We start from the raw sequence: 22,977 nt of genomic DNA on the forward strand, positions 1-22,977 counted from the left end.
AGCATGGCAGAAGAGCGGTTAGCTTTTTCTCCTATGGCCTTGATAAACTCTCAGAGGTGTTTTTAAATAATATCAATAATATGATTAAAAAAGCCCTCTGCTTATTTTTGTCATGTACTTAGATAGAAAAGTTTAATGAACGTCTAAAAGCTCTCCAAAGCAAATATACATCTCCAAAATATGTATCTACATTAAAGAAAATAGAAAGAATGGCAGGACAATACCTCATTGGTAACGATGCTATTTTCCAAAATCAATACAGGTTAGAAAACATCAACTATTTTGTCATTATAAATGAACTAATTGCAATACAAAATTTTATAAATAGTATTCTTTTAGTGGAATGTCTTTAGTTCTTTCTGTAAAAATCATATTGTTAATGTAAGTGGCATCAATTGGAGGCTGTCCTTTTCGGACAGCCGGCAGCTAGCCAACGAAGGCACAACCCAAATCGACTGGACGGTGTACGGCAAGGTGGCTAAGGTGGTGAAGGGGGAAGACTTTACCGAATACCGCTACGATGCCTCGGATGAAATCTCGGGCAACCGGGTATACAAAGGAGTGAAAGTAGGTGCTACCACCAAGATGACCCACTATGTACGGGATGTCTCGGATGAAATCTCGGGCAATGTGCTGGCCATCTACAAAGACCAGCAGGTCAGCGAGCAACCGGTCTACGACAGCAGTCGGGTAGGGCTGTTCAGACGCTCCATCCAACCGGAAGGACAAGCAGAAGAGAGCCAACCCCAGGCCGGAGAACTGGCCTTGGGCCACCGTCAGTACGAACTGAGCAACCACCTTGGGGCAGACGCCTAGTCCAATGTTTTAGCGACTATCACCGACCGGGTGAAATACAAGGACAACAGCCGGGCCTCCGAAGTGTTAAGTGCTTCCGACTATTTCCAACTAGCCGTCCGCCCTTTGGCAAACAAATGGCCGGGCGGAGCTACTCGGATGAAGCCTACCGTTATAGCTTTAATGGCAAAGAAAATGACAAGGACTTCGGCAACCAGCACCTGATCCAGGATTACGGTTTCCGCTTGTACAACCCGGAGATTGGGAAGTTTTTGTCGGTGGATCCGTTGGCCCCGGATTATCCATGGTATACACCTTATCAGTTTGCTGGAAATACTCCAATACAAGCAATTGATTTGGATGGTGCGGAACCTGAGCCTTATGGATATAGTAGAGTAGTAAGTAACAATGACGCTAGAGAAAAATATGTAAACAAATATGGCACAGCAGAAGAAAAGTTAAAGTTAGAAAGGGACAAAAATGTTGCTCTTATGGTATCTTCAGGTATAATGATGTCTGGTTCAATATTTACTTTAACCCGCACTGCTGTTATTGCTTTTGCTAAAGGTGCAGGATCGGAAGCGGTTGTACAAATAGGAACAAACACATTAACGAATAAACCATGGTATGATTTTGACTATGGCGATATAATAGTAAATGGAGGTATCTCAACAGCAACGTCTGGAATGGGAGATTATTCACTTATAAAAGTAGGAAAGGAAGTAGCCGGTGAACTGCTTAAAGCTTCTACGGATATAAAATATACAGATGATCAGGTGAGTTTTGAATTTGCTGGTTTACAAAAGGATCTAGGAGAAGCTACAATAGATTTTCAATTTGGTATAGCAGGGGGGATGTTTGGTAAACTACCAGAGTGGGGCTTTAAAATGGATGCTCAAAAAGTACTCAAAGTGTTGGGGGGACAACTTTCAAAACTAAAGGGAAAATTGTCTATTTTAAAAGAAGCAAAGCCTAACTATAAAGAGGTTCAAGCGGAAATTGATGCTATTGAAAAACAAATTGAAGTAGTAAAGAAAAAGGCAGAAGAAGGAAATGGGACTGTTATAGGAATTATATTTGGAATAATTGGGGGAACATCAGCAGATGGAGCGAAAGAGAAGAATAAATAAAATAGAAAATTATTTCTGGCAGAACTAATGTAAATGCGCTGATTTTGTACAGAAACTCAACAAAATAAGTTTAATTAGCTTGTGTAATTTGAAATTTATTTTTTTGGTTAACGGTTTTTTTATGAAGGCTATTTTTAATAAAATGACTAGTCTCAATGTTTCAACTTTGATAGGAATTTTTGGGGTAACTGTACTAATACTAAATTTAGTTTATAAAGTAACAAATTCAAGTTCACTGAAAGAATCAGGTGTCCAAACTACTTGTGTAGTGACTAAATCTGGTTATACTATCATCTATGAATATGAAGTGAGAGGCGAAAAGTTTAAAGAAAGAAGAAAACACCCTTTTGATGGAATTGAAGTGGGAGATAAATTTATGCTCTTATACGACCCCTCCAAGCCTGAAAACCATATGCCGATGTTTTCGCATCCCGTTATAGATGAAGAAGGTGACTTTAAGGATACCTATACGACCAGTGTGAGGTTTGATTGGATGAATGATAATATTCATTTTTCTTATAAAGTAAATGGGATATACTATGAAAGAATTCAAAGGCTTCCTCCTGGTGTAGAGGTTGAAAATATTCGGTATAAGGTTTCTTATCGAAAAGACAAACCTCGAATTGCTTATATAAGGTTTTCACAAGAAGGCAGAGCGATAGAGTGATTCACCCAAATGAAAAATAATATCAGTTGGCAAGGATAAGAATATATCTGGGGTTATTGCTTACTATTTACTTGATTTGAAGTAGTAAAAATCTCTTTTAGTAAGCTTCTGAGAGGTTTTTTCCAGCCATTGTAAGCAACTGTGGGCTTTAAAGTACCTACCAAAAAAAAATAGTGTATTTGGAGCCATAGTTTTCAAAGATATCCTTTACCCTGTTGTAGAGAGTGGTTTTGGAGCTGTAGTCCTGTGGCCTTATCCAGCGGGGTGCCGCCCAAAAGTGCTTCATTTGTTTCCATAATATTTCAATGAGGTTGAGCTCAGGGCTGTATGCGGGAAGGAACTGTAAATAAAGCCCTCTTTTCCGCCACATGGCCAGGTGTTCTTCTACTATTTTTGCCCTGTGCGCCGGGGCGTTGTCCAGTACCACCACCGTCTTTTTGGTTATGGCCTTGCTTACCTTGGACAATATGTCCACCACTATATGGGCATTTACTGCCCCTTCCACTATGCGGCCATAAAAGCTTTGCCCCTTCACATTGAGCGCTCCCAAGACCGTATAACCCTGCCGTTTGGCCGGCAGCAGTACCTGCTGCCCTTTGGGCTGCCAACAGCTTCCCGCGCAGGGCATGGCGCTTAAAAATGTTCTTCAAGGTCTGCACATGACAGGTTTTTCCGGTGACCTTGGACACCCTGTCAAGAAACAATTTGGACTGTTGTACTCCTTTTTTAGCCTTTCTGATCATTTTTTTTCCTCAACGACCGTGTAAATGCGCTTGCGGCCACTCTTGGGACGGTTTTTCAGTCCTTCCAATTTTTCTGTTTCCCACCGGGCCACCGTATCCCGCTTTACTTCCAGTATATCGCTGATCTGGTCAATGGTATAGCCTTTCAGGCTCAGTAAAAGCCCTTCTATACGCACGGTCTCCTGCCGGCTCATCGGCTGGGTGAGTTGGGCCTTCAGCCCAGCGGTTTCTGCTGCCGTGGCGGTGATAAAGCGATGTAGTCTCATCCTGCAAAGTTAGCCTATCTTCAAATACTTTATTTTATTTTTGTGGGTACTTAAAACCTTAGAGAAAGTTGTTGTTTTATAAAATGGTGAGATAATTTGATCCAAGGGTAATCCCCAATCAACTGGACGGTGTACGGCAAAGTGGCCAAGGTGGTGAAGGGGGAAGACTTTACCGAATACCGCTACGATGCCTCGGGCAACCGGGTATACAAAGGAGTGAAAGTAGGCACTACCACCAAGATGACCCACTATGTACGGGATGTCTCGGGTGAAAGCTCGGGCAATGTGATGGCCATTTACAAAGACCAGCAAGTAAGCGAGCAACCGGTCTATGGCAGCAGCCGGGTAGGGCTATTTAGACGCTCTATCCAACCAGAAGGGCAAGCAGAAGAGAGCCAACCTCAGGCCGGAAACAGGCCTTGTTGGGCCACCGTCAGTACGAACTGAGCAACCACCTTGGGGCAGACGCCTAGTCCAATGTCTTGGCGACTATTACCGACCGGGTGAAATACAAGGACAACCGCCGGGCCTCCGAAGTCCTGAGTGCCTCGGATTACTTTCAACTAGCCGTCCGCGACTGGCCGTCCGCCTTTAGGAAAACAAATGGCCGGGCGGAAGTATTCGGATGAGAACTACCGCTATGGCTTTAACGGGAAGGAAAACGACAAGGACTTCGGCAACCAGCACCTGATCCAGGATTACGGCTTCCGCCTGTACAACCCAGAGATTGGGAAGTTTTTGTCGGTGGATCCGCTGTTTAAGTCTTATCCTTGGGATTCAACATATGCTTTTGCTGAAAATGATGTAATTAGCAGTATTGATTTAGAAGGACTTGAAAAATATAAAGTGGTTGGACGAAGTTTTGCTCCACGAGGATCATTTGAATTAACTCATTTTGAAGGCAAAGCTGATGATAGAACAAAGTTTGAAATAGCCGATTATAAAAAAGTTTTAGCTAGAATCCACGTAAAATTATTAATTGATCTAGATGAATGGCTTGTTGGAAAGGCAATTAGTTCACAACCAACAATATTAAAAGGTGGGTTATTTGGAGAATGGGAAATTGATAATCAGAGTATAAATATTAGTGATATAACTGGTAGTAAAGAGAATAAATTAATTCAAGTCAAAGGGGATTATTACGCAAAAAATGGAACTGAACTTGGTCCTGGGATTGACATCCAATTTAATTTAAAATTTGATGTTGATGAAGATATTTTACATATCTCAAGTAAAATTACTGGTAATGTTTTTCCAGCACAAGAAACTATGGTTTTTGATGCTGTAGGTAACGGGATTTTTATTGGAACATCATTAGCTGAAGGTAGTCCACTAACTAATGTTTGGGGAAGTGGCGAAGAAAATATCCTATCAAATTATTCTCTTAAAGTTGCCCTAGATAATGAGGGGAATTTTAAAGGGATATATTCGCCAAACGGTCAAAATAAAAATGAGTTGATTAGTATAGATGAATGGAATAAAAGCTTTGAGAATCAAAAAGTTTGGGATGGTCAAGATAATAGGGATGATTATGAGGATTAAGATTGTAAAAAATAAAGGAATGATATTTATAGGCTTATTATTTTTTATTATAGTTTATATTCCATTAATACAAATAGCATTAGATGCTGCTAATTTTGGATTCATTTATGTGATCGGAGAATTTATAGATATAAAATTATTGAATTACTCTGTATTCTTTAATATTGGTTTATTCGTAACTTCATCAATTCTTTTATACTATTTAAGTGGAAAAATACAAAATATTGTGTTTTTTTCTTCATGCTTTTTTGTGAATTCAACTTTTAATTCCTTACTAAATTATCCAGCAATTTATAAAGAGTCTATTATTGATAGTTATTACATATTAATGTTTGTTTTCAAACCCATTTTTTTTGTTTTATATTTCTTTATAGTTTTTTATTCAAAATCTTATTCCAAGAGTCCGAATCTTCCAAAATCATAGTGTAAGAGTTAAAATAGCTTTTGGATTTATCAATTATGTTTGGACCTTCGGAAGTAAGGTGCTCATTGTGGTACTCCATCGTCCTGCACTTCAATACCTGCAAGGTAGTATAACAAAAGTTATCTCTACTGGTGCGCCAGCCCGGCCAGTGAAGTCCTCAGTGCTTCGGATTACTTCCAACTAGCCGTCCGCCCTTTGGCAAACAAATGGCCGGGCGGAACTACTCGGATGAAAGCTATCGTTATGGCTTTAACGGGAAGGAAAACGACAAGGACTTCGGCCACCGGCACCTGATCCAGGATTACGGTTTCCGCTTGTACAACCCGGAGATTGGGAAGTTTTTGTCCGTGGATCCGTTGGCTAAGAGTTATCCTGAGTTGACTCCATATCAATTTGCTAGTAATATTCCAATTATGAATATTGATATAGATGGTCTTGAGGGAGGTGCAGCCAATGGGGCTTCAACTTTAGAAAGGACGCCAGGTGGGGGATATGTTGATATAGCAGGAGCATCAGGCGTATTAAATTTAAATAGCAAAATTTATAGTATTACAACTGGGGAAGGTGATAAAGCTAATACATTTTATTGGAATGCAGAAGAAGGGAGATATTTAGATAATAATAGAACAGAATATTACAGTTTTTCTTATTACAATGATGCTATATCGGTAGAGGAAAGTAAATTTTCAGGAGGTTATGCTGCAATTGGTTTCTGGAATAGTGGATTGAGAGTTGGTTATGCAGCTTATTCTAACCTACATTTGAAAGAACTTTATTCTTCTACATTGACATCTAAAAGTTCTGGTAATATTAACAGAGGTTTAAAATTACGATATAAATATAAAAGTTTGGCAAGAAAGATGACTCTTGGAACTAAAGGAATGTTAGATGCCATTGACCCAGTAAAGCATATAAACTTGACGGATAAATTCATGAGTGGTAGAATAGCCAAAGGAAAACTTGCGGTTCCAAGTTTTTATAAAACAGATTTATCTGTAAATGTACTAGGAGTAGTAGGAATAGCTTGGTATGGGTATAATTTATATGAAGCTGGTAGTCGAATTTATTCTTCTCCCAATCCAGGTAATCAAGCTACTTTTGAAGCTGTAGGGGCATATACAAGCTTTCAAAGCATGAGGCTCACATCAACACTTATGACATCGTTAACCTTCACTCCACTGGGAAGGACTTGGAAATTAGGGATGGGAATCATAGTATCCGGTGCTGGAGGGTATTATTCTCAAAAGTATAGTGGTGATGTAATGTTAAATATACTTGAAAACTATACTATTAAACAAGCACATATGTCAGAACTTAATAGAAGGGGAGGGACAATAAGATAATATTAGAAAGGATGGATAAAGACTATAAATTATTAGGAGCTAGTGTCTACTATAACTCACTTGTGTATATTGGTTTTTACATTATAAATACCCTTTTCTTTAACCAAAATTATATTGATTATGGTTTTTTAGTGTATTTTATAATTACAAATACATGTCTGTTTTTTGTATTTTCTTTGTTTCATACTTCTTTTGAAATCAGTGTTGAAGATGTTGTTCTAAGGAAAGAAATATTATCCTATAAAATAATAGAAAAAAGATATAAAAAGGAGAGTATTGATAAGGTAGTATTTTCAAGTAGTCAGTGGTATAATAACTTTTTAGGTTATAAATGGCTATTATTCAAGTTTAAAGACGATAGAAAACCTGGTAAATATTTATGTTGGTTTTATGCTTTTGAAACTATTGATGATATTAATTGTGAAAGCAAAATGATTTTTGAAAATCTTGCTTCTGAGTTTTACAGGAATCATTATGATATTGAATGGTACCCAGAAAAACAGTGAAATTTATCTCAAGGGGTGTTCTGGAATTAACTTTCAAGGTTTCTTAATTAAATGCTGCTTAGTTTTAGCACAGGCTTGGTTTTTAAACCTTGAAGAGTTGAAACTGGCAACCTGCTCCAAGCTATCCACGAAGGCATAGTCCCAATTGACCGGACGGTGTACGGCAAAGTGGCCAAGGTGGTGAAAGGGGGAGGACTTTACCGAATACCGCTATGATGCCTCGGATGAAATCTCGGGCAACCGGTCTACGGCAACAGTCGGGTAGGGCTGTTCAGACGCTCCATCCAACCGAAAGGACAGCCGGCAGCCAGTCAACCCCAGGCCGGAGAGCTGACCCTGGGCCATCGGCATCGGCAATACGAATGTAAAAACTCTTCAAGGTTTCTTAATGAAGTGCTGTTTAGTTTTAGCATAGGCTTGGTTTTTCAAACCTTGAAGAGTTGAAATTGGCAACCTGCTCCAAGTTACCAACGAAGGCACAACCCCAATTGACCGGACGGTATACGGCAAAGTAGCCAAGGTGGTGAAAGGGGGAGACTTTACCGAATACCGCTACGATGCCTCGGGTGAAGCTCGGATGAAACCTCGGGCAGCCACTCACTCTACAAAACTCTTCAAGGTTTTTTATCAAAGACCGTTTAGCCTAAACTTTCCAAACCTTGAAGAGTTGAAAAAAAGCTGTTTGCTAAAACCTGCGGATTCTTAGGTTTTTAAGGACTTCTTCAATTCGTTTTTGGGCTTCCGGGTCTTGCTTGGGGTATTGATAGCTGATGTGTAGCAGGTGCCGGTCTTTAAAATAGGTCTCGGCAGTGCCTTGTATTTGTCCGTTGGTTTCTGTGGTTTCACTGAGAAATACCTTCTGTGAGTTTTTGGCTAATTCCCATACGGTGCTTGCGGTTTGCTCTGCTTCGAAGGCTTCTGCACTTAATCCGGTTGTTTTTTTGACAAACGTCAACTCTACGGTTCCATGAGGTCCGTCATAAAAAAAGAGGTAATCCACCCCTCTCTCATTGGCCAATCTCCGGATGCTTTGTTTAAAAGGAGTTTGGGCTACTTTAATTTCGAGATCAGCAAGCATGTATTGCCCATGGTAAATGCCTTTATACGGGTTTTTCCAGAAGGTGACGGGCTGTGGGTTGACTGCCAACGCTTCTACCTTTGCCTTTTCCCATTCCTTCACCTGCAGGTGGAGGGCTTGGCTGCATTCTTTTAATTTTTCCAACCCTTTCTCTTTGTCCTGACAAGGGAACCCGATCTGTACAACCAGGTGGTTTTGTTGGTAAAACCCCAATAAATACTGATTGCCCGGGTTTGTACTGACCCAATAGACGGCCGTTGTATACCGTTGGTTTTTGCCGGTAAGTTGGGTTTCGTTGAGCGTGGCGGTATACGATTCGTGAATGGCATGGGTTCCCGAAAAGGCCGGATTGCCGGAGCTTGAATAAAAGTCCTTTAGATACAATGCTTCGTCTTCGTATAACAATGCCCCATAGACGAACAACTCTCCCCATTCCGGATCTTTGTAAATGACTTCCTCTTTTTGATAAAAATCATAGTCTTGTAAATCGTCATTTTCATTTTTGAAGTCGCCCATAAAGGGAAATACCTGTTCAATATTTGTCAGCACTATTTCGTCCTGCGCACCCTCATGAGGGTTCCATTCGTTTTGAAAGGGGGCTTTTCGCAGCCAGGTTTTTAAATCTTTTTGCGTAAGCGAAGTAAGGTCTTCTGTCCAGGTAAAGGTCTTTTCTTCCTCTGAGGAGCAAGCCGTCAGACCTATAATCCAAAAAGTCCATAAAATTAATTTCTTCATTTTTTTCAAGTGGTTTTTAAAATAAAGCAGAGGCTTGGAGAAGCCTACAGCTCTCCAAACAGATACAATGCCTTGATTAAGAATGTTTAGTTGCTACAAAATTATTTCCTTCTCAACTGCTTCAAAAATATTACCGGAAATAGTTGAATTCCGGAATGATAAGCGAACCGGATGATGTCTTCAAATTTATTGAGTTTGTACAAGCGGAAGTTGGGACAGATAGTCTTTTTCCCATACCTTCTTCCGGGTTTGATGATCGATGTTTCCCCCGGACAGGATGACCAATACTTTTTGAGGCCGGGTTTGTTTTTGCAACCATTGGCAAACCGCTTCCATAGACATAGCACTGGTGGGTTCCACATTTACTTTGAGCAAGTGATGCAACCATTGGGTCCAGTATTTTATCGGTTTTTCTCCGATTTCGTACATCCCGTCCAATTGCTTCAGGTATTCAAAGGTAATTTCCCCAACGGACAAAGTCATGGCTCCGTCCGCCAGGGTGTCGGGGGTGGAGGAGAGGCGTTGGATACTTTGGGATATTAACGACTGCGCTGCATCGTTAGCGTTGAGTGGCTCTACACCAAAAACCTTTGCTTGGGGCGCCAAGGCCCGGGAAGCGATCAACGTACCGGATAACAGTCCACCGCCACCGCAAGGGGCAAATAAGGCGTTGATTCCACTGAGTTCGGCCAGGGCTTCCAAAGCGGCTGTTCCTTGCCCGGCAATGACTTGTTCGTGGTTATAAGGAGGAATCCAATAGGTGCCGTTTTCCTGAGATTTTGCATTGACCAATGCGTCTACTTCCGCGCGGGTTTCACAGAGTACTACTTCTGCGCCATAGGCTCTGGTCGCCTGGATTTTGATTTGAGAAGCCGATTGGGGCATATAGATAGTCGCGGGAATTCCAAATTGGCCGGCCGCCCAGGCTACGGCTTGTGAGTGATTGCCCGAGCTGTTGGCAATGATCTGTTGGGGTTTTTGTCCGTTTTCTATCAGCCAGGCTACGGTATTACAGGCACCCCGGGCTTTGAAGGCCCCGATTTTTTGAAGGCATTCGGCTTTAAAATAAATTTCATGTCCCAGCCATTGGTTGAGCAGTTGGGAGGATAATATAGGCGTGATGTGGGTATAGGGTGCAATACGGCCTTTTGCCAAGGCAAGATCTTGAATATCCATGGATCTCATTGTTATTAGGTGGAAAGTAGAAATAGTATTCCGGAAACCGGGTGTGCTTCCGGAATACTTCAAAGGTAGTCACCTTTTATGAAAATCTTTTTCGATTGCCTCGGCAATCGGATCAACCCGTTGTGGCCATTTGTGCCGTTGGGTTGATTTTCTTTTTCTGTGGGGTTTTGCTTTTTTGTTTGGATTTTTTTCTGCGGCCCCACCATATCATAAAACCGCTGACAGGTAAACTGGCACAAATCAAACTGGCGAAAAATGCCAGGATTTTTCCGGGGATGCCTAAAATTGCGCCTACATGGATGTCGTAATTGGCGGTGATCAATTTTTCCCCGGTATTTTTATCTTCGTGTCTGCGATGTTTGAGCAATTCGGCAGAGTATTGGTCAAATTGCATTTCGGAGCTTTTGTAATAAACCCCCGGTAGTTGCTGAACCCGGGCCATAATAATTCCGGTACTGTCGGCCGGCATATACAAACGGGCGCAGTAGGCTTCCGGATAGATTTTCCAAACCTGTTCCATCGAAAGGTCCATAGGGTTGCTGGAAACAGGAGACGTCAATGGCGTGGAAACGGCTTGAGACATATCGGGTGGGGTAGTGGTACCGGAAGCTGCGACATAGACCAGGCCCTTAAACCAGGTAAAGGCCCAAACCATTCCGGTGAAGGCAAGGATCAAAGCCATGGAGGCGATGTAAAAACCCAGCACATTGTGCAAATCGTAGTTTACCCTGCGCCAACGGGCATTCCATTTGACGGTAAAGCGTTGTTTGCGGGCTTTTTTATTTTTGGGCCACCACAAGATCATTCCCGAAATTAACAAGATGACAAAAATAAAGGTACTCCATCCGACTATGGGTTGCCCGTAGGGGGTATTGAGCAATAAACTCCAATGGAGAAATTTTACGATATTAAAAAAGTCATATTTATGATCGATAAACCCGAGAACCTCACCGGTATAGGGATCGAGGTAGACACTTTCGTATTTCTCCAAAGCTCCAAAGTAGGTGAGGGCCTCAGGGTTGGGCTGGTAGGTTGAATACGACCAGCTGGCCTTGGGGTCGCGGTATTGGCTGGCCCAACCGATAGGACGGTCTTCTCCTAAAGCTTGAGCGGCTTTTTCCCACAATACACTGGCGGGCAGACGGGTACCGGAGGAGCTTGCGGGAACTTCGAGCACTTCCCGGTCGACAAATTGATGGATTTCCTGGCTAAAGACATAAATGCAGCCAGTGATACTGACAATAAACACAACGAGGCCTGAGCCGAGCCCAAGCCAAAGGTGGAGTTTCCCAACGAGTTTTTTAAAGGTCATGAATCGATAGGTTCTGGAATAAAATCAAACTTCTTTCGGCCGTTTTCAAGGAATATGATGGCTGTTTTGTCAATGTACCACTTCAAGGCTTTAGCCATTGATTCGTTTCCCGAAGAGGTATAACAGAAAGTACTTTTGCTTGATAGCTCGCTTTCAGTACATACTTTCCAAGCAGTAGGGCCAAGGCGGTTATTGATTTCATAGGTTGACACAATAGTAGTGAGAGGTGGAAAATTAAATCCCCTCTCTTTGGCTGACAGAGAGGGGAAAAGAGGTAGAGAAAGGTATTAGAATTGATAACCCACACTCAGGCGGAAGTTTCTTCCGGGCTCTGTTTGCCAGTAATAATAATCTGCGTAAGCAGAACCTGAATACAGATATTCATCCAACAAGTTGTTGATATTCAACGCTACCCGGAATTTTTCATTTCTCCAGGAAACCGAACCGTCCATGCGGAAATAATCCGGAAGGGCATCTTTTCCGGACGCTCCGGCCCATGACCAGGTACTTCTTTCAAGCAGGTATTGATAACCTAAGGAAAAGCCTAAACCCTTGAGCGAACTGTTGCGCAGTTCGTATGCCAACCAGGCATTGGTATTGTGTTTGGCAAAGCCGGGAGTCAGGTTTCCTATATTTTCGTCATTCTCATCTTCGGTAATCTCAGAATTGGTATAAGCATAGTTGACTGTCAGGTTTAAGCCGGGGAGTATTTCCCCTTTCACATCAAACTCAAGCCCTTTAGCCTGGTTCTCTCCAACTTGGATAGAGAAGTTTACATTATCCGGGTCCGGAAGCTTCATGTTTTGTTTGGTAATTTGGTACACTGAAACCGTAGTGTTCCATTTCCCTCCAAACCACTCTTTTTTCAAACCTACTTCCATATTGTTTCCTTCTATAGGGTCTAAACCTTTGCCTTCTTTGGTAGTACCGGATTGAGGAACAAAAGCTTGATCATACAAAGCGTATACAGACATTCCTTTTGTTACCGAAACGTTTAATCCAAGTCTCGGAGAGAATTTGTCGGCTTCCGCCACTTGCGTATACTTTGTGTCTTTGACAGTCGTATAGCGTCCTGCCAAAGTCAGGCGTACTTTATCTTCAAAAAACCGCAGTTCGTCTTGTAGATAGACAGCAGAATAACTTTGATCCACCACATTGCCCATTCCCGCTCTTTGACGAAGGCTTTTGGACCGGTCAAATACGGGAATAATGCCTGTTCCATGTACAGGGTCATAAACATTGTAGGGGTTTTCCGGGGTGTCAAACGAAAAGCCTTGATTCCAGTCGGCCATATAGTGTTTGTTACCCATGTCCAAACCTGCTAATACCCGGTGGGTGATAGGGCCGGTTTGGAATTCCCCGTTGACAAATACTTGTCCTAGTTTGGATTCTCCTAGGGCGTCCCAGATAGAGATACCCCGCATCACGGAGCCGTCTTTTTGCATAGTATTAGCCACGGGCCATAAAGAACTACCGGTTTGATCGTATCTAAAGTAAGCCAATTGGGCTGTGAGTTTCCAATCGCTGTTGAGTTGATGGTTCAGCGTCAGGAACAGACTGTGGTCTTTGATATCCGTTGGATCCATACCCGGTTCGGCAGTGGTAGCGTTATCCGGCAAATCTCCATATCCATTAGGAGAGAATACATACGCCGAACCAATGGCGGACATCCGGGAGTATTGGTAAGTATATTCGGCTGTCAACGAAGTTTGATCACTGAATTGATACGTCAATACCGGAGCTACGGAATAACGGTTGTTGAATTCGAAGTCCCGGTGCGAGCCTTTTAATTGCCCCATCAAATTGATCCGGTAGAGCAACTTTCCGTCTTTGCTCATTTTCCCGTCCAGGTCCAGGGTAGAGCGATAGGTATCAAAACTCCCCAAAGTAAAGGTCACTTCTCCTTTGGTTTGTCCGGTAGGTTTTTTGGTCACTACATTGTAAAAACCACTGGGTTCCCCATGTGCCAACATAAATCCGGCGGGCCCTTTCACAAATTCCACCCGTTCTACCATCGACATGTCTTCCGACAGAGGTCCCCACTGCATTTCCACATTCATTCCGTTGCGGAATGGCGCCACTCTCGAGCCTCTCATGTTCAGGCGGACGTAGTTGCCCCAGTGCTCCAATGAGGTTACCCCACTGACATTTCTCGCCACGCCTTCTGACATGTCAAAAATTTGTTGGTCGGCCAAAAGCTTCCCGGTCACTACCTGAATGTTCTGTGGGGTTTCCAGGAGCGGAGTTTTCAAACGAAGAGAGGAAGAAGGTATATCTACTTTATAAGATGGTTGTTTATGATCGGAAACGGTCACTTCACTCAGTTTCTGGCTGCTTCCCTGTAAAGTAATCGCTGGCAATGTAAGCGTTTGTCCTGCTTTTACCTGTACCGGAATTTCCCGGGCTTGGTATTCGATAGAGGTGAAAATCAGGGAATAAGAGCCTTCCTTGGCGTTTAATGTGAATTCTCCTTGGGCATTAGTAGCCGTTCCGTTTTGAGTACCTTTCAACAGTACGGAAACATAAACAGCTGGCTCTCCCAAGGAATTTAACACTTTGCCTTGTAAGCTGCCTTTCTCCGTTTGTGAGTAAGCCCATACACTCTGTAAGAGTAAAAGCAGTGTGTAAAATGTTGTAGATTTAACGTTCATCGCAAATATTTATTTAGACTGATTATAAATAATTGCTGCAAAGTTATTTGAGCGTTGATTGGATATCAATCGCTATTTCTAGTATTTCCACTCACTATTTCTAGTGAGTGGAATAAACTTGTTCGCAAGAGCAAAAATGAGGAAGATTACCTTTGAAAGAAATATCACTCCCGCTTTATGGAGCAACCGAATCACCCTAAAGGAGTTGACAAATAAATATAGGCTTGATAGAGGTCAAAGAGCTTTTCGGTATGAAGTTGTAAGATACACTGGTTGAAATGATACAAGTGGAATGAGGTATCCGTTTAGGATAAAAAATCCCGGAAGCCATTAAGGTTTGGCTACCGGGATTTTCCTGTAAAGAATATTTGATAAGGTATTTTATTGAGAAGTCTCTTGGTTGCCTACAGGCAAGTGGTTGTGGAGATAATGGGTGAGGGTCTCAAACAAATGCCTGCTGGTATTTTCTCCTTCATAAATGCCGTGCGAACGGTTAGGGTAGACCATCAGGGAAAATAACTTGTTGTGTTTGATTAACTCATTGATCAGCACTTCGGAGTTCTGGTAATGCACATTATCGTCACCCGTGCCGTGGACCAACAGCAATTTCCCTTGTAGGTTTTTGGCATAGGTGACCGGAGAGCCTTTCCGGTAGCCTTCCTGGTTTTCCCAGGGGAGTCCCATATACCGCTCCTGATAAATATTGTCATAGAGCAATTGGTTGGTGACCGGGGCTACGGACATCCCTACTTGGTAGAGTTCCGGGTAGCGGAATATTGCATTGAGGGTCATGGCGCCACCCCCGCTCCATCCCCAGATCCCAATACGGTTTTTATCTACAAACTTGTATTTCTGGATTACCTTACGGAGACCGTTGGCCTGGTCGGATGAGGCCAGAATTCCGATTTGCCCATAGACCGATTTGCGCCAGGTTCTGCCCCGGGGTGCGGGCGTACCACGGTTGTCCAGGCTCATGACCAAATAGCCCTGTTGGGCGAGTAACTGATGCCATAAATAGCGGCTCCATCCCCACTTGTCCAATACCGTTTGGTTCCAGGGTTCTCCATAAACATAAAAAAGTACGGGGTATTTTTTATCGGGATCAAAATCCTGAGGTTTGAGCATGTACCCGTCCAATTCCACTCCTTTTTCAATTTCCACTCTAAAGAATTCCACAGGTTGGCAATCCAGCGCCTTTACGGTTTCGATCAGGGCTTTGTTGCTTACCAGGCTGCGTACTACTTTGTGATCCGGCAAGCTGACCAAGTCGGTGACAGGAGGCGTATTGGCATTGGAATGAGTATGAATGGCCCATTGTCCGTTGGGAGAAATTTGATAAGTATGTGTGCCGGCTTGATTGGCCGGAGATATCAATTCCGGTTTTCCTTTTCCGTTCAATTTTGCTCTGTACAGATAGCGTTGGGTAGGGTTTTCCGGGGACGCGATAAAATACACCCAGCCTTTTTTCTCATCCAGATGCTCCAAAGAAATGATATCATAGGCTCCGGGGGTTAGGAGTTTTCGGGAACCTTCTTTCCTGTCAACCTGATAAAAGTGGCGCCAGCCGTCTTGTTCGCTTACCCATGTAAAGGCTTTTCCGTTGTGTACCCAATGGATATCATCGACCACATCGAGCCAGGCACTGTCTTTTTCAGTAAATAAGGTATGCACCGATCCGCTAGCCGCTTGAGCCAGCATGACCTCATTGGTATTTTGTTTCCGGTTCAGGTGTTGCAGAAGCAGTTCTTGCGAATTGGCAGCCCATTGCATCCGGGGAATATAGTTGTTCCGGGGATCTCCGGGTACCTTCATCCATTGTGTAGCGCCCCCTTGGGTACTGACGACCCCGATGCGGCAAGCTGAGTTGGGTTGACCTACTTTGGGATATTGAACGGGAATTGTATAAGAATAAATCGAATCGGTATTGTTAATCATCAGAAAGTCGCGGATTCCACTGGCATCCAGTTGCCAATAGGCAATAAACGCACCGTCGGGGCTCCATTGGAATCCATCCCGTATATGAAATTCTTCTTCATATGCCCAGTCAAAAGTCCCGTTGATAATCTTGCGGTTGCCATCGTGGGTCAATGCCGTGATTGTACCATTGGCCAAGTGCTCCACATATAGATTGTTTTCACGTACATAGGCTACCCGGTCGCTTTGAGGGGCAAACTTGGCAAACATCAAGCCGGATGCTTGGGCTTCCGTTCCGCCAAGTTGGGTGAAGGTGTTCTTTTCCAAATCCAAAACCCAATAATCGCCCCGGGTATGCAAACGCCAAACCCGGGCTGTATTGGTAAAGATCAATAATTTTTTCCGGTCGGGCGACCATTGGTAATCGCTGATCCGAAGAGGTGCCCTTTGCCCTGAGGGGATCAGGTCTTCAGCCGGCACCAATACGCTTCTTTCTCCGTTGGAGGTTTCATAACGTACCAGTTCAAGCGAGTTAGGATATCGCTTGGAATATTCCAAGGTGGTATAGCCTTTTCCATCTTCGATCCAACGGGCCGGCCCAAACCGTTCCGAAGAAAAGTCATTACTACTGAAAATCCGTTCCAGTGAGAGTTGTCCGGAGGGCGTTTTCTGAGCCCAACCTAAAGTCGTAAAGAAGCCCAGAAGGAAAAAGGCTGTGATGGTTGATTTTGTCATAGTGTATCGTTTCTTCATAATAGAGCTTCAAAGATAGAAGCAAGCGATGGGAAATGGGACTACAATTTTTGCCTTAACCGGTACTATTTTGCTTTTTTAGAGAGGGACTCTATAAGAGTCTGTTTAAAATTCGTTACGGGGGCTACTCCTTTGGTGGCAAAAATTCTTCGTTTAGGATTCTCAGAATAGTAGTTTTGTGGTCGGGCTACCGGAATGCTGCACGGAGGCTCCTGAAATGAGAGTTTTGACCCAAAAATAAAATTTTGATCTCTCCTTTAGATAATGAAGTGGTTTCTACGTATCGTTTTTGAAACATTTTTCAGGAAAAAGAAAAAGTTTAATTCACTTCAATATAAAAAAATAGTATGAGAATGAAGCTTAATGTATTTATACTATTACTAGTAGCCATGACTCTGTTCGCGGCATGTGGTAAACGTAAAAATGAAGTTCACCATTACCCGTCAAGCTCAAAATCAGATACACTGTATTATCCTCCGGATACTTTGTCACAAGTAATTTGCGATACGTTAATCAATAATACAGCTATTAAAGTTGTTGAAATTCCTTCCGGTTCTGAATTTCTGTTTAGAAAGCCGGAACCGGATGTTATTTATGCCTATAGAGCGCTTAAATATCGTATAACCATTGACTCTGGTGATTCATGGAATTTTACAAAAAATAAGTTATATGATATACTCGGTAATGAAGTTAATTCATCTGTGTTCAATTCATTTTGGTTTGAAAGTATAAAAGGAGATAGTGTTAATTTTAGGATGACCGTTGGAGAGCCTGATACGGATGATATACACCTTGTAGAGCTGTCTCTGATTAAACAACCCTCAAGAAATTGGACGGAAGTTATCAAACTCCTTTCAATAGAGGAGTAGAAAAAAAGGAGTTTTTGGGCTGAATTGAAAGAATATCTCCCTTACTCTTACCAAAAAATAAATTCTTTTTTTGCTACGCAGAAAGACTGCATACTTGCCCCTCATCTTTGTATCATCAGTCAGTAAGAAATGGATTTCTGACATATACTTATATTTTCCATAAAGAGACACGACTTATGTTTTTTTCTATATTCTTAAACCGTTTACGCATTATTCCGGTAACTGAGGGGAAAGTTACCAAAGATATGAAAATCATTTTCATGGCGGAGTTGGCTAACTTGGGATACAAAATCACCAATCCTGATTTATATACGGATGCGGTTTTGGAGGATTTTGAAAAGACGATGGAGGTCTTGAAAAAGATGAAGGGAGGAGATAAAAAATATGTACCGCTTTTTCAGGGATTTCCGGACCTCTTACCCAATCAAGAAGAATATTGGCATAAGCGTTTGGCCGGGTACCTGGGCAATGTTTTTGGGCAATTTACCGGGAAGGAAAGGCTGAATAATGGGATGATCATTCCGGATTGGCTTTTTGATCTGGAAGAGTTTGGTGCAGACCCCATTTCGCAGTTTCAGGACAAGGGTTTGTTTGAAAAAGGAGTACTCCGGCAGCTCAAAAAGGCTAAAGATACCCATACCGAATGGGTAGAAATAAAGTTTGTTTCACAAAAAGAGGCTATGCATCAGGCCTGGCAGTTTCTGCTTAATAATGTATATGCCAAGTCTTCGATCAAGGAGGCTTTGAAGCCCGAAATCGAATTTCTATTGGAATTTTTCGGGGCAGATGGGATGGAGGCTTCCAGGGTTGTCTTCAAAGAAACCAAAGCGTATTTGATGCAATATTGTTGGAAACAGAACGACCTGAAAACTTTAGCACAGTTTATCGATACTCCAACGGACTTACTAAGGCTTTTTGCCGCAGTCACCGAGTCGGATACCTCGTTGGCCCAGCCTATTAAGTTTCCGAAACTGAAAAGGGCACAAAGGGTTTTCGTCATGCAAATGTTGGAAAAATGTCCGGACCTCGCAGAAAATCTGAAGGCATACAAAGGTCTTTGGTTGGCCTTGGGTAGGTATTTACATCCTTTTGAATATGCCAAAAAATTTCCCAATACGTATGCGGCTTTTGACTTGTTGAGAAATGGAAAGGTAGTTACGTTTAACGCCAAAGTGGAGCAAAGTATACAAGCTTCGGACCTGGACAATTTGCTGGCTTTGCTGGTGCAGCGGCCCGGTATGTTTGCCCGGAAAATTCATCATGTTTTAGAAATTTCAAAAAAAGAATACCTGAAAGTATTGGCTGCTTTTGATGCCGTGGTGGATCAGGTCGCTTTAAAAAACCTTTTGGTGATGGATGCCTATTTTCAAACGATAGAGGCGGCTTCTTACAGAACCATTATCAATAAAAAAGGAAAAATCAGGGTGATGGACAATACACCCAACCGTTTGGAAAAAGCGGCTTTGGAAGCATTGAAGCAAATTCTACAAAAGGCCATCGCTCAAAAAATTTCCAGTGAAAAGGAAAGCTGGGAAAAGCAAAAGGTATGGATCGACCCTGCATTGCGGAATTTTACCGTGCCTTTGCAACAAAGAAGTGCCTCCGATGGGCTACTTACTTTGGGCCGGGGTAGCCGGATGCCTCTGGAAGAGGGGAAAGTGTTACGCTTGTTTGTGTATTGGAAAGAGAATGACCGGAGAACCGACCTGGATTTGTCACTGATTCAATACGATGAAGAGATGAAATTTAAAGGGCAGGTGAGTTATACCAATTTGGAAGCCGGGGGCATTCTGCATTCCGGGGATTTACAATCTGCCCCTTGTGGTGCTGCTGAGTTTATTGACATTGAGTTGGATACTTTGAGAGAAAGGTACAAAGAGGTGCGGTATATTGCCACGCAGGTGTACAGGTACTCAGGGAACAAGTTTGCCGATATGGATTGCCATTCGGGCTGGATGATCCGGGAAAAGGTAAACAACAAATACAAATCTTTCGATATCAAAACCGTACAACATAAATTCGATCTGAAAGGCAGCGGTTCCTATGCAATTCCCATATTGATTGATTTGCACAAACAGGAGATTATTTTTATCGATTTGTATATCAATAGTTTGTCGGGATATAACCGGGTGGAAGGGGCCTATCAGGATATTTCTACGATTTCAAAACAAATGACCGAAATGTACGATACCCGACCCAATATGCTGGCCCTGGCTCGCTACCATAGCGTGGGAAGAAATGCCGCGATTACGGAGGAAAAGTCGGAAGCGGATATTACCTTTGGCCTGAGTGATTGTGATTATAATGTCAGTGATATAGAGCTTATTTTAAATGAATTACTCTAAACACCAGGCCTAGCTGTCATTTCCTTCTATAGGTTCGATTCCTAAGCATCAGCTTGCTGATGTAGCTGGTATACAATGATGGCCATTTCCCGGTGTTGCGGAAAAACAGAGAGGACTATGTAGAGCTTCCTTCTATTTTAGGCTATAAATCTCCAATAGTTTTACTCATTCCCTCTCTTTTTTCTTTAGTAAATGAGCGAATAAAAAAACAAAACACATGGCCTAAGCACTGTTTCCTTCTAAATGGGGTACTGGAGGATGCAGGTTCGATTCCTGCCCGCTAATGGCGGTAGCTCAACCGGACAGAGCGCCAGGTAACAATGGAGTTGATTCCCATGTGTTTTTAAAACCTGAGTCAGGCCTAAAGAATGCTTCCTTCTAAAACTATGGATATTATAGTGTTCTTAATTTCCTGCTCTTTTATAAATGACTTAACAGGGAAAGGATTAAATGATGCTTCCAAGCCATAAAACAGTATCATTGCTTCCCTTTCTTTTTTAAACAATGTTCTTTTAATTACTTACTGTACTGATAAAAAATCTTCTAGAGAAAGGATTAAATGATACTTCCTTCTATTCCAAGCCATAAAACAGTATCATTGCTTCCCTTTCTTTTTTTAAACAATGTTCTTTTAATTACTTACTGTACTGATAAAAATCTTCTAGAGAAAGGATTAAATGATACTTCCTTCTATCCCAAGCCATAAAACAGTATCATTACTTCCCTTTCTCTTTTTTTCTTTTGAGAATGGTCAACACCGTATTCTTGCAAAGAAGAAAGTTCAATGTTCCTTTGATGCCTTACAACCAGTCTTCACCGTTATTCAATCTTTTAAGGAGAGTGTTGAACTCATGGGTAATTCATATTTCACTTCTATGGGAAAATGTTGGGAAGCTGTAATATCCGAATAGGTGGTGTATTGAAGTGCTTTGAGACTGGGGGTGTAAAACTGATGATCGATCCGGAGGAACTTGAGGGTGGAGCCGTTATACGTAAAGCCAAAGCCCGACCCTGCCCTTTCAAAAGAAGAGAGTAAATCTTTGTTAAATTCTTGGTATACAGCGCTGTAAGGGGTGGAGTTGAAGTCACCACTAACGATCACCGGGTAGGAGCTGGAAGCGATAAACGGTTGAATTTGCCGCACTTGGCGCAAGTGATTCATCACTCCGTTTTGATAGGCGCTGAACAAGTCGGAAGCGGCTGCCAATTGCATGGATTCCAAATGGATATTGATGACCCGAACTGTGTCTTGTCCGATCTGTATATCAGCATAAATTGCCCCGTTATACAAATTGTCGCTTAGGAATATTTCTCCTGTGTTTACGATCGGGTATTTGGAAAATATGGCCAAACCTCTTCGCGTGCCGTTTTGGTGCCGGGGCTTGGCTACGAAGTAACATTCGTACATTCCCTCTTTGCTTAAGGCCGTTTCATTGTTAAAAATAGAAGAGTTTTCATCATCGTAAAACTCCTGTAAACATTTAATATCTGCCGGATGGTTTTTCAACCACTTTTGTAAGGTAATGGCCGGACTATTGGCCAAAGGATCATAATAAGCGTCTGAGAAAGGCGCCGGAATATTAAAAAAGCTGACGTTGTAACTCAAAATACTAATGGTGGGGTTAGAGGAGGCCGCTACTTTAGGTTGACCCCATTGATAAAAAGAAGGAAGAAAAGGCAGTGTCCACACGACCCATCCTAAAGGCAAGAGTGCCCACCAGGATTTTTTGAAGCCTGCAAGGAGGATGAGCAAGAGGTTTAGCACAAATACCAAGGGCAGAAGAGGGGCCATGACTCCGGCTATCCCCAAACCCCAACGAACCAATAGCGGGCTGAGTAGACATAACAGACTGAATGCACTGCAAAAAGCGATCAGGTACTTCATAGATAGGGTAATTGAATTGTGCGTCCGGAAAGCTGAACAGTCTACCGGACGCATTGTTTGTCAGTAAATTATATTGTTATTCATTAACTCGAAAGGGTCGCCCTTCCATCCTTCATTCCTTCCATCCTTCATTCCTCCAATCCTTGGTTCCTACACTTCTTCCAAAGGCACCCCTACTAGTTCTTCCAATTCAATTTTGGAAGTGAGCAACTGTTCTTCGGCTTTGATTTTATTCAAACGCTCGGTGTTGTAGCTGCGAAGGGTTTCATTGAAGGTTTCCAGTTCAATTTCCCCGTTTTTAAATTGCTGTTCTGCCAATACGTATTTCGAATATTGTTCTTCCGTAATCTCGCTTTGTACCTGAAATACTTTTTTGGCCGAAAGGTAATGTTGGTATTTGATCAAGACGATTTTCCGGATGAAGAGCTTTTGCTGATTGAGTTCTTCTTTGGCAATTTGATGGTTCTGTTTGGCTATTTTCACCTGTTTGGGCGTAACCAATAGTGTGCTCAAGGGCAAAGTTACCCCCATGTTATACCTTGGGTAAAACAGGTTTGCCCCGTTTTCCGGAGGATCTATATTTCCTTCGTTTAAGTTAAAAGAAGCTCTGATGTCTTTACTCCAATCGACTTTGGCTTTCCGTATCTCGTATTCCGAAATGGTAATTTTATGTTGTAAGATCTTATTCTCCGGGTAATTTTTCCAAGCAGTCCGGATCAATTTTTCGACTTGCTCCTGGGAAGTGTTTCCTTCCGGAAGAATTACCCGGTCATAGTCTACTTGTGCCCATACCGGGCCGGCACACAGTAGCAATACTGCTAGTATTTTTTTCAT

The 22,977-nt window shown here is 42.4% G+C and carries 18 protein-coding genes and 1 pseudogene; 10 read left to right on the forward strand and 9 right to left on the reverse strand.

Features of this window, described 5'->3' with window-relative positions:
* Positions 1–462 precede the first annotated feature (462 nt).
* The 3 genes from AAG747_RS26825 to AAG747_RS26835 all read left to right on the forward strand — a co-directional run bounded on the left by AAG747_RS26825 (position 463) and on the right by AAG747_RS26835 (position 2,592).
* Positions 463–816 carry a hypothetical protein gene (locus AAG747_RS26825; RefSeq protein WP_346824343.1) on the forward strand — a complete coding sequence of 118 codons (354 nt, stop codon included), beginning with the start codon at positions 463–465 and terminating at the stop codon, positions 814–816.
* Between the two features lie 35 nt (positions 817–851).
* Positions 852–1,925, forward strand: coding sequence for an RHS repeat domain-containing protein (locus AAG747_RS26830; RefSeq protein ID WP_346824427.1), 1,074 nt, complete (start codon positions 852–854; stop codon positions 1,923–1,925).
* Between the two features lie 121 nt (positions 1,926–2,046).
* Complete coding sequence (locus AAG747_RS26835) at positions 2,047–2,592, forward strand: hypothetical protein (protein ID WP_346824344.1); 546 nt, start codon at positions 2,047–2,049, stop codon at positions 2,590–2,592.
* Positions 2,593–2,749: 157 nt separating this feature from the next.
* Here AAG747_RS26835 and AAG747_RS26840 read toward each other — a convergent pair whose 3' ends face one another.
* A complete protein-coding gene (locus AAG747_RS26840) occupies positions 2,750–3,220 on the reverse strand; it encodes a transposase (protein WP_346824345.1) in 471 nt (156 codons plus the stop codon).
* A gap of 111 nt (positions 3,221–3,331) precedes the next feature.
* Positions 3,332–3,601, reverse strand: a complete 270-nt coding sequence (locus AAG747_RS29255; RefSeq protein ID WP_430300676.1) for a helix-turn-helix domain-containing protein — start codon at positions 3,599–3,601, stop codon at positions 3,332–3,334.
* Between the two features lie 129 nt (positions 3,602–3,730).
* Between AAG747_RS29255 and AAG747_RS26850 the strand changes: the two genes are divergently transcribed.
* The 5 genes and pseudogenes from AAG747_RS26850 (at position 3,731) to AAG747_RS26870 (ending at position 7,416) form a co-directional block, all read left to right on the forward strand.
* Entirely contained in the window at positions 3,731–4,048 is a 318-nt protein-coding gene (locus AAG747_RS26850) for a hypothetical protein (protein ID WP_346824346.1), read from the forward strand.
* Between the two features lie 35 nt (positions 4,049–4,083).
* Entirely contained in the window at positions 4,084–4,230 is a 147-nt protein-coding gene (locus tag AAG747_RS26855) for a hypothetical protein (protein ID WP_346824347.1), read from the forward strand.
* Positions 4,205–5,143, forward strand: coding sequence for an RHS repeat-associated core domain-containing protein (locus AAG747_RS26860; protein ID WP_346824348.1), 939 nt, complete (start codon positions 4,205–4,207; stop codon positions 5,141–5,143). The genes AAG747_RS26855 and AAG747_RS26860 overlap by 26 nt, the downstream gene beginning before the upstream one ends.
* 627 nt (positions 5,144–5,770) lie before the next feature.
* A pseudogene (locus AAG747_RS26865) lies at positions 5,771–6,910 on the forward strand (RHS repeat-associated core domain-containing protein); the annotation flags it as partial.
* 11 nt (positions 6,911–6,921) lie between these two features.
* Complete coding sequence (locus AAG747_RS26870; protein ID WP_346824349.1) at positions 6,922–7,416, forward strand: hypothetical protein; 495 nt, start codon at positions 6,922–6,924, stop codon at positions 7,414–7,416.
* A 685-nt stretch (positions 7,417–8,101) separates the two neighbouring features.
* On the opposite strand, the gene AAG747_RS26875 is transcribed toward AAG747_RS26870, so the two are convergent.
* The 5 genes from AAG747_RS26875 to AAG747_RS26895 all read right to left on the reverse strand — a co-directional run bounded on the left by AAG747_RS26875 (position 8,102) and on the right by AAG747_RS26895 (position 17,026).
* The gene (locus AAG747_RS26875) at positions 8,102–9,229 is read right to left on the reverse strand and encodes a hypothetical protein (RefSeq protein ID WP_346824350.1); all 1,128 of its coding nucleotides are present in this window, start codon (positions 9,227–9,229) and stop codon (positions 8,102–8,104) included.
* A 186-nt stretch (positions 9,230–9,415) separates the two neighbouring features.
* A complete protein-coding gene (locus AAG747_RS26880; RefSeq protein WP_346824351.1) occupies positions 9,416–10,405 on the reverse strand; it encodes a serine/threonine dehydratase in 990 nt (329 codons plus the stop codon).
* Between the two features lie 121 nt (positions 10,406–10,526).
* On the reverse strand, positions 10,527–11,726 hold the full coding sequence (locus tag AAG747_RS26885; protein ID WP_346824352.1) for a PepSY-associated TM helix domain-containing protein: 1,200 nt from the start codon (positions 11,724–11,726) through the stop codon (positions 10,527–10,529).
* Between the two features lie 287 nt (positions 11,727–12,013).
* A complete protein-coding gene (locus AAG747_RS26890) occupies positions 12,014–14,377 on the reverse strand; it encodes a TonB-dependent siderophore receptor (protein WP_346824353.1) in 2,364 nt (787 codons plus the stop codon).
* Positions 14,378–14,758: 381 nt separating this feature from the next.
* Complete coding sequence (locus AAG747_RS26895) at positions 14,759–17,026, reverse strand: S9 family peptidase (protein WP_346824354.1); 2,268 nt, start codon at positions 17,024–17,026, stop codon at positions 14,759–14,761.
* 371 nt (positions 17,027–17,397) lie between these two features.
* On the opposite strand from AAG747_RS26895, the gene AAG747_RS26900 reads away from it, so the two are divergent.
* Positions 17,398–17,913 carry a hypothetical protein gene (locus tag AAG747_RS26900; RefSeq protein ID WP_346824355.1) on the forward strand — a complete coding sequence of 172 codons (516 nt, stop codon included), beginning with the start codon at positions 17,398–17,400 and terminating at the stop codon, positions 17,911–17,913.
* A gap of 245 nt (positions 17,914–18,158) precedes the next feature.
* Entirely contained in the window at positions 18,159–20,258 is a 2,100-nt protein-coding gene (locus tag AAG747_RS26905) for a TerD family protein (protein WP_346824356.1), read from the forward strand.
* A gap of 823 nt (positions 20,259–21,081) precedes the next feature.
* On the opposite strand, the gene AAG747_RS26910 is transcribed toward AAG747_RS26905, so the two are convergent.
* Positions 21,082–22,143 (reverse strand): endonuclease/exonuclease/phosphatase family protein, encoded by a 1,062-nt coding sequence (locus AAG747_RS26910; protein WP_346824357.1) that lies wholly within the window; start codon positions 22,141–22,143, stop codon positions 21,082–21,084.
* Between the two features lie 150 nt (positions 22,144–22,293).
* Positions 22,294–22,977, reverse strand: a complete 684-nt coding sequence (locus AAG747_RS26915) for a TolC family protein (RefSeq protein WP_346824358.1) — start codon at positions 22,975–22,977, stop codon at positions 22,294–22,296.

The sequence above is a fragment of the Rapidithrix thailandica genome, from assembly GCF_039710355.1.
GTDB lineage: Bacteria > Bacteroidota > Bacteroidia > Cytophagales > Flammeovirgaceae > Rapidithrix > Rapidithrix thailandica.

Bases quoted from the DNA above. Each gene is read 5' to 3' on its own strand.
- AAG747_RS26835 (WP_346824344.1), top strand. From the start codon at position 2,047: ATGAAGGCTATTTTTAATAAAATGACTAGTCTCAATGTTTCAACTTTG.
- AAG747_RS26900 (WP_346824355.1), top strand. From the start codon at position 17,398: ATGAAGCTTAATGTATTTATACTATTACTAGTAGCCATGACTCTGTTC.
- AAG747_RS26870 (WP_346824349.1), top strand. From the start codon at position 6,922: ATGGATAAAGACTATAAATTATTAGGAGCTAGTGTCTACTATAACTCA.
- AAG747_RS26915 (WP_346824358.1), bottom strand. From the start codon at position 22,977: ATGAAAAAAATACTAGCAGTATTGCTACTGTGTGCCGGCCCGGTATGG.
- AAG747_RS26905 (WP_346824356.1), top strand. From the start codon at position 18,159: ATGAAAATCATTTTCATGGCGGAGTTGGCTAACTTGGGATACAAAATC.
- AAG747_RS26860 (WP_346824348.1), top strand. From the start codon at position 4,205: ATGGCCGGGCGGAAGTATTCGGATGAGAACTACCGCTATGGCTTTAAC.
- AAG747_RS26890 (WP_346824353.1), bottom strand. From the start codon at position 14,377: ATGAACGTTAAATCTACAACATTTTACACACTGCTTTTACTCTTACAG.
- AAG747_RS26910 (WP_346824357.1), bottom strand. From the start codon at position 22,143: ATGAAGTACCTGATCGCTTTTTGCAGTGCATTCAGTCTGTTATGTCTA.
- AAG747_RS29255 (WP_430300676.1), bottom strand. From the start codon at position 3,601: ATGAGACTACATCGCTTTATCACCGCCACGGCAGCAGAAACCGCTGGG.
- AAG747_RS26875 (WP_346824350.1), bottom strand. From the start codon at position 9,229: ATGAAGAAATTAATTTTATGGACTTTTTGGATTATAGGTCTGACGGCT.
- AAG747_RS26895 (WP_346824354.1), bottom strand. From the start codon at position 17,026: ATGACAAAATCAACCATCACAGCCTTTTTCCTTCTGGGCTTCTTTACG.
- AAG747_RS26840 (WP_346824345.1), bottom strand. From the start codon at position 3,220: ATGCCCTGCGCGGGAAGCTGTTGGCAGCCCAAAGGGCAGCAGGTACTG.
- AAG747_RS26885 (WP_346824352.1), bottom strand. From the start codon at position 11,726: ATGACCTTTAAAAAACTCGTTGGGAAACTCCACCTTTGGCTTGGGCTC.
- AAG747_RS26880 (WP_346824351.1), bottom strand. From the start codon at position 10,405: ATGGATATTCAAGATCTTGCCTTGGCAAAAGGCCGTATTGCACCCTAT.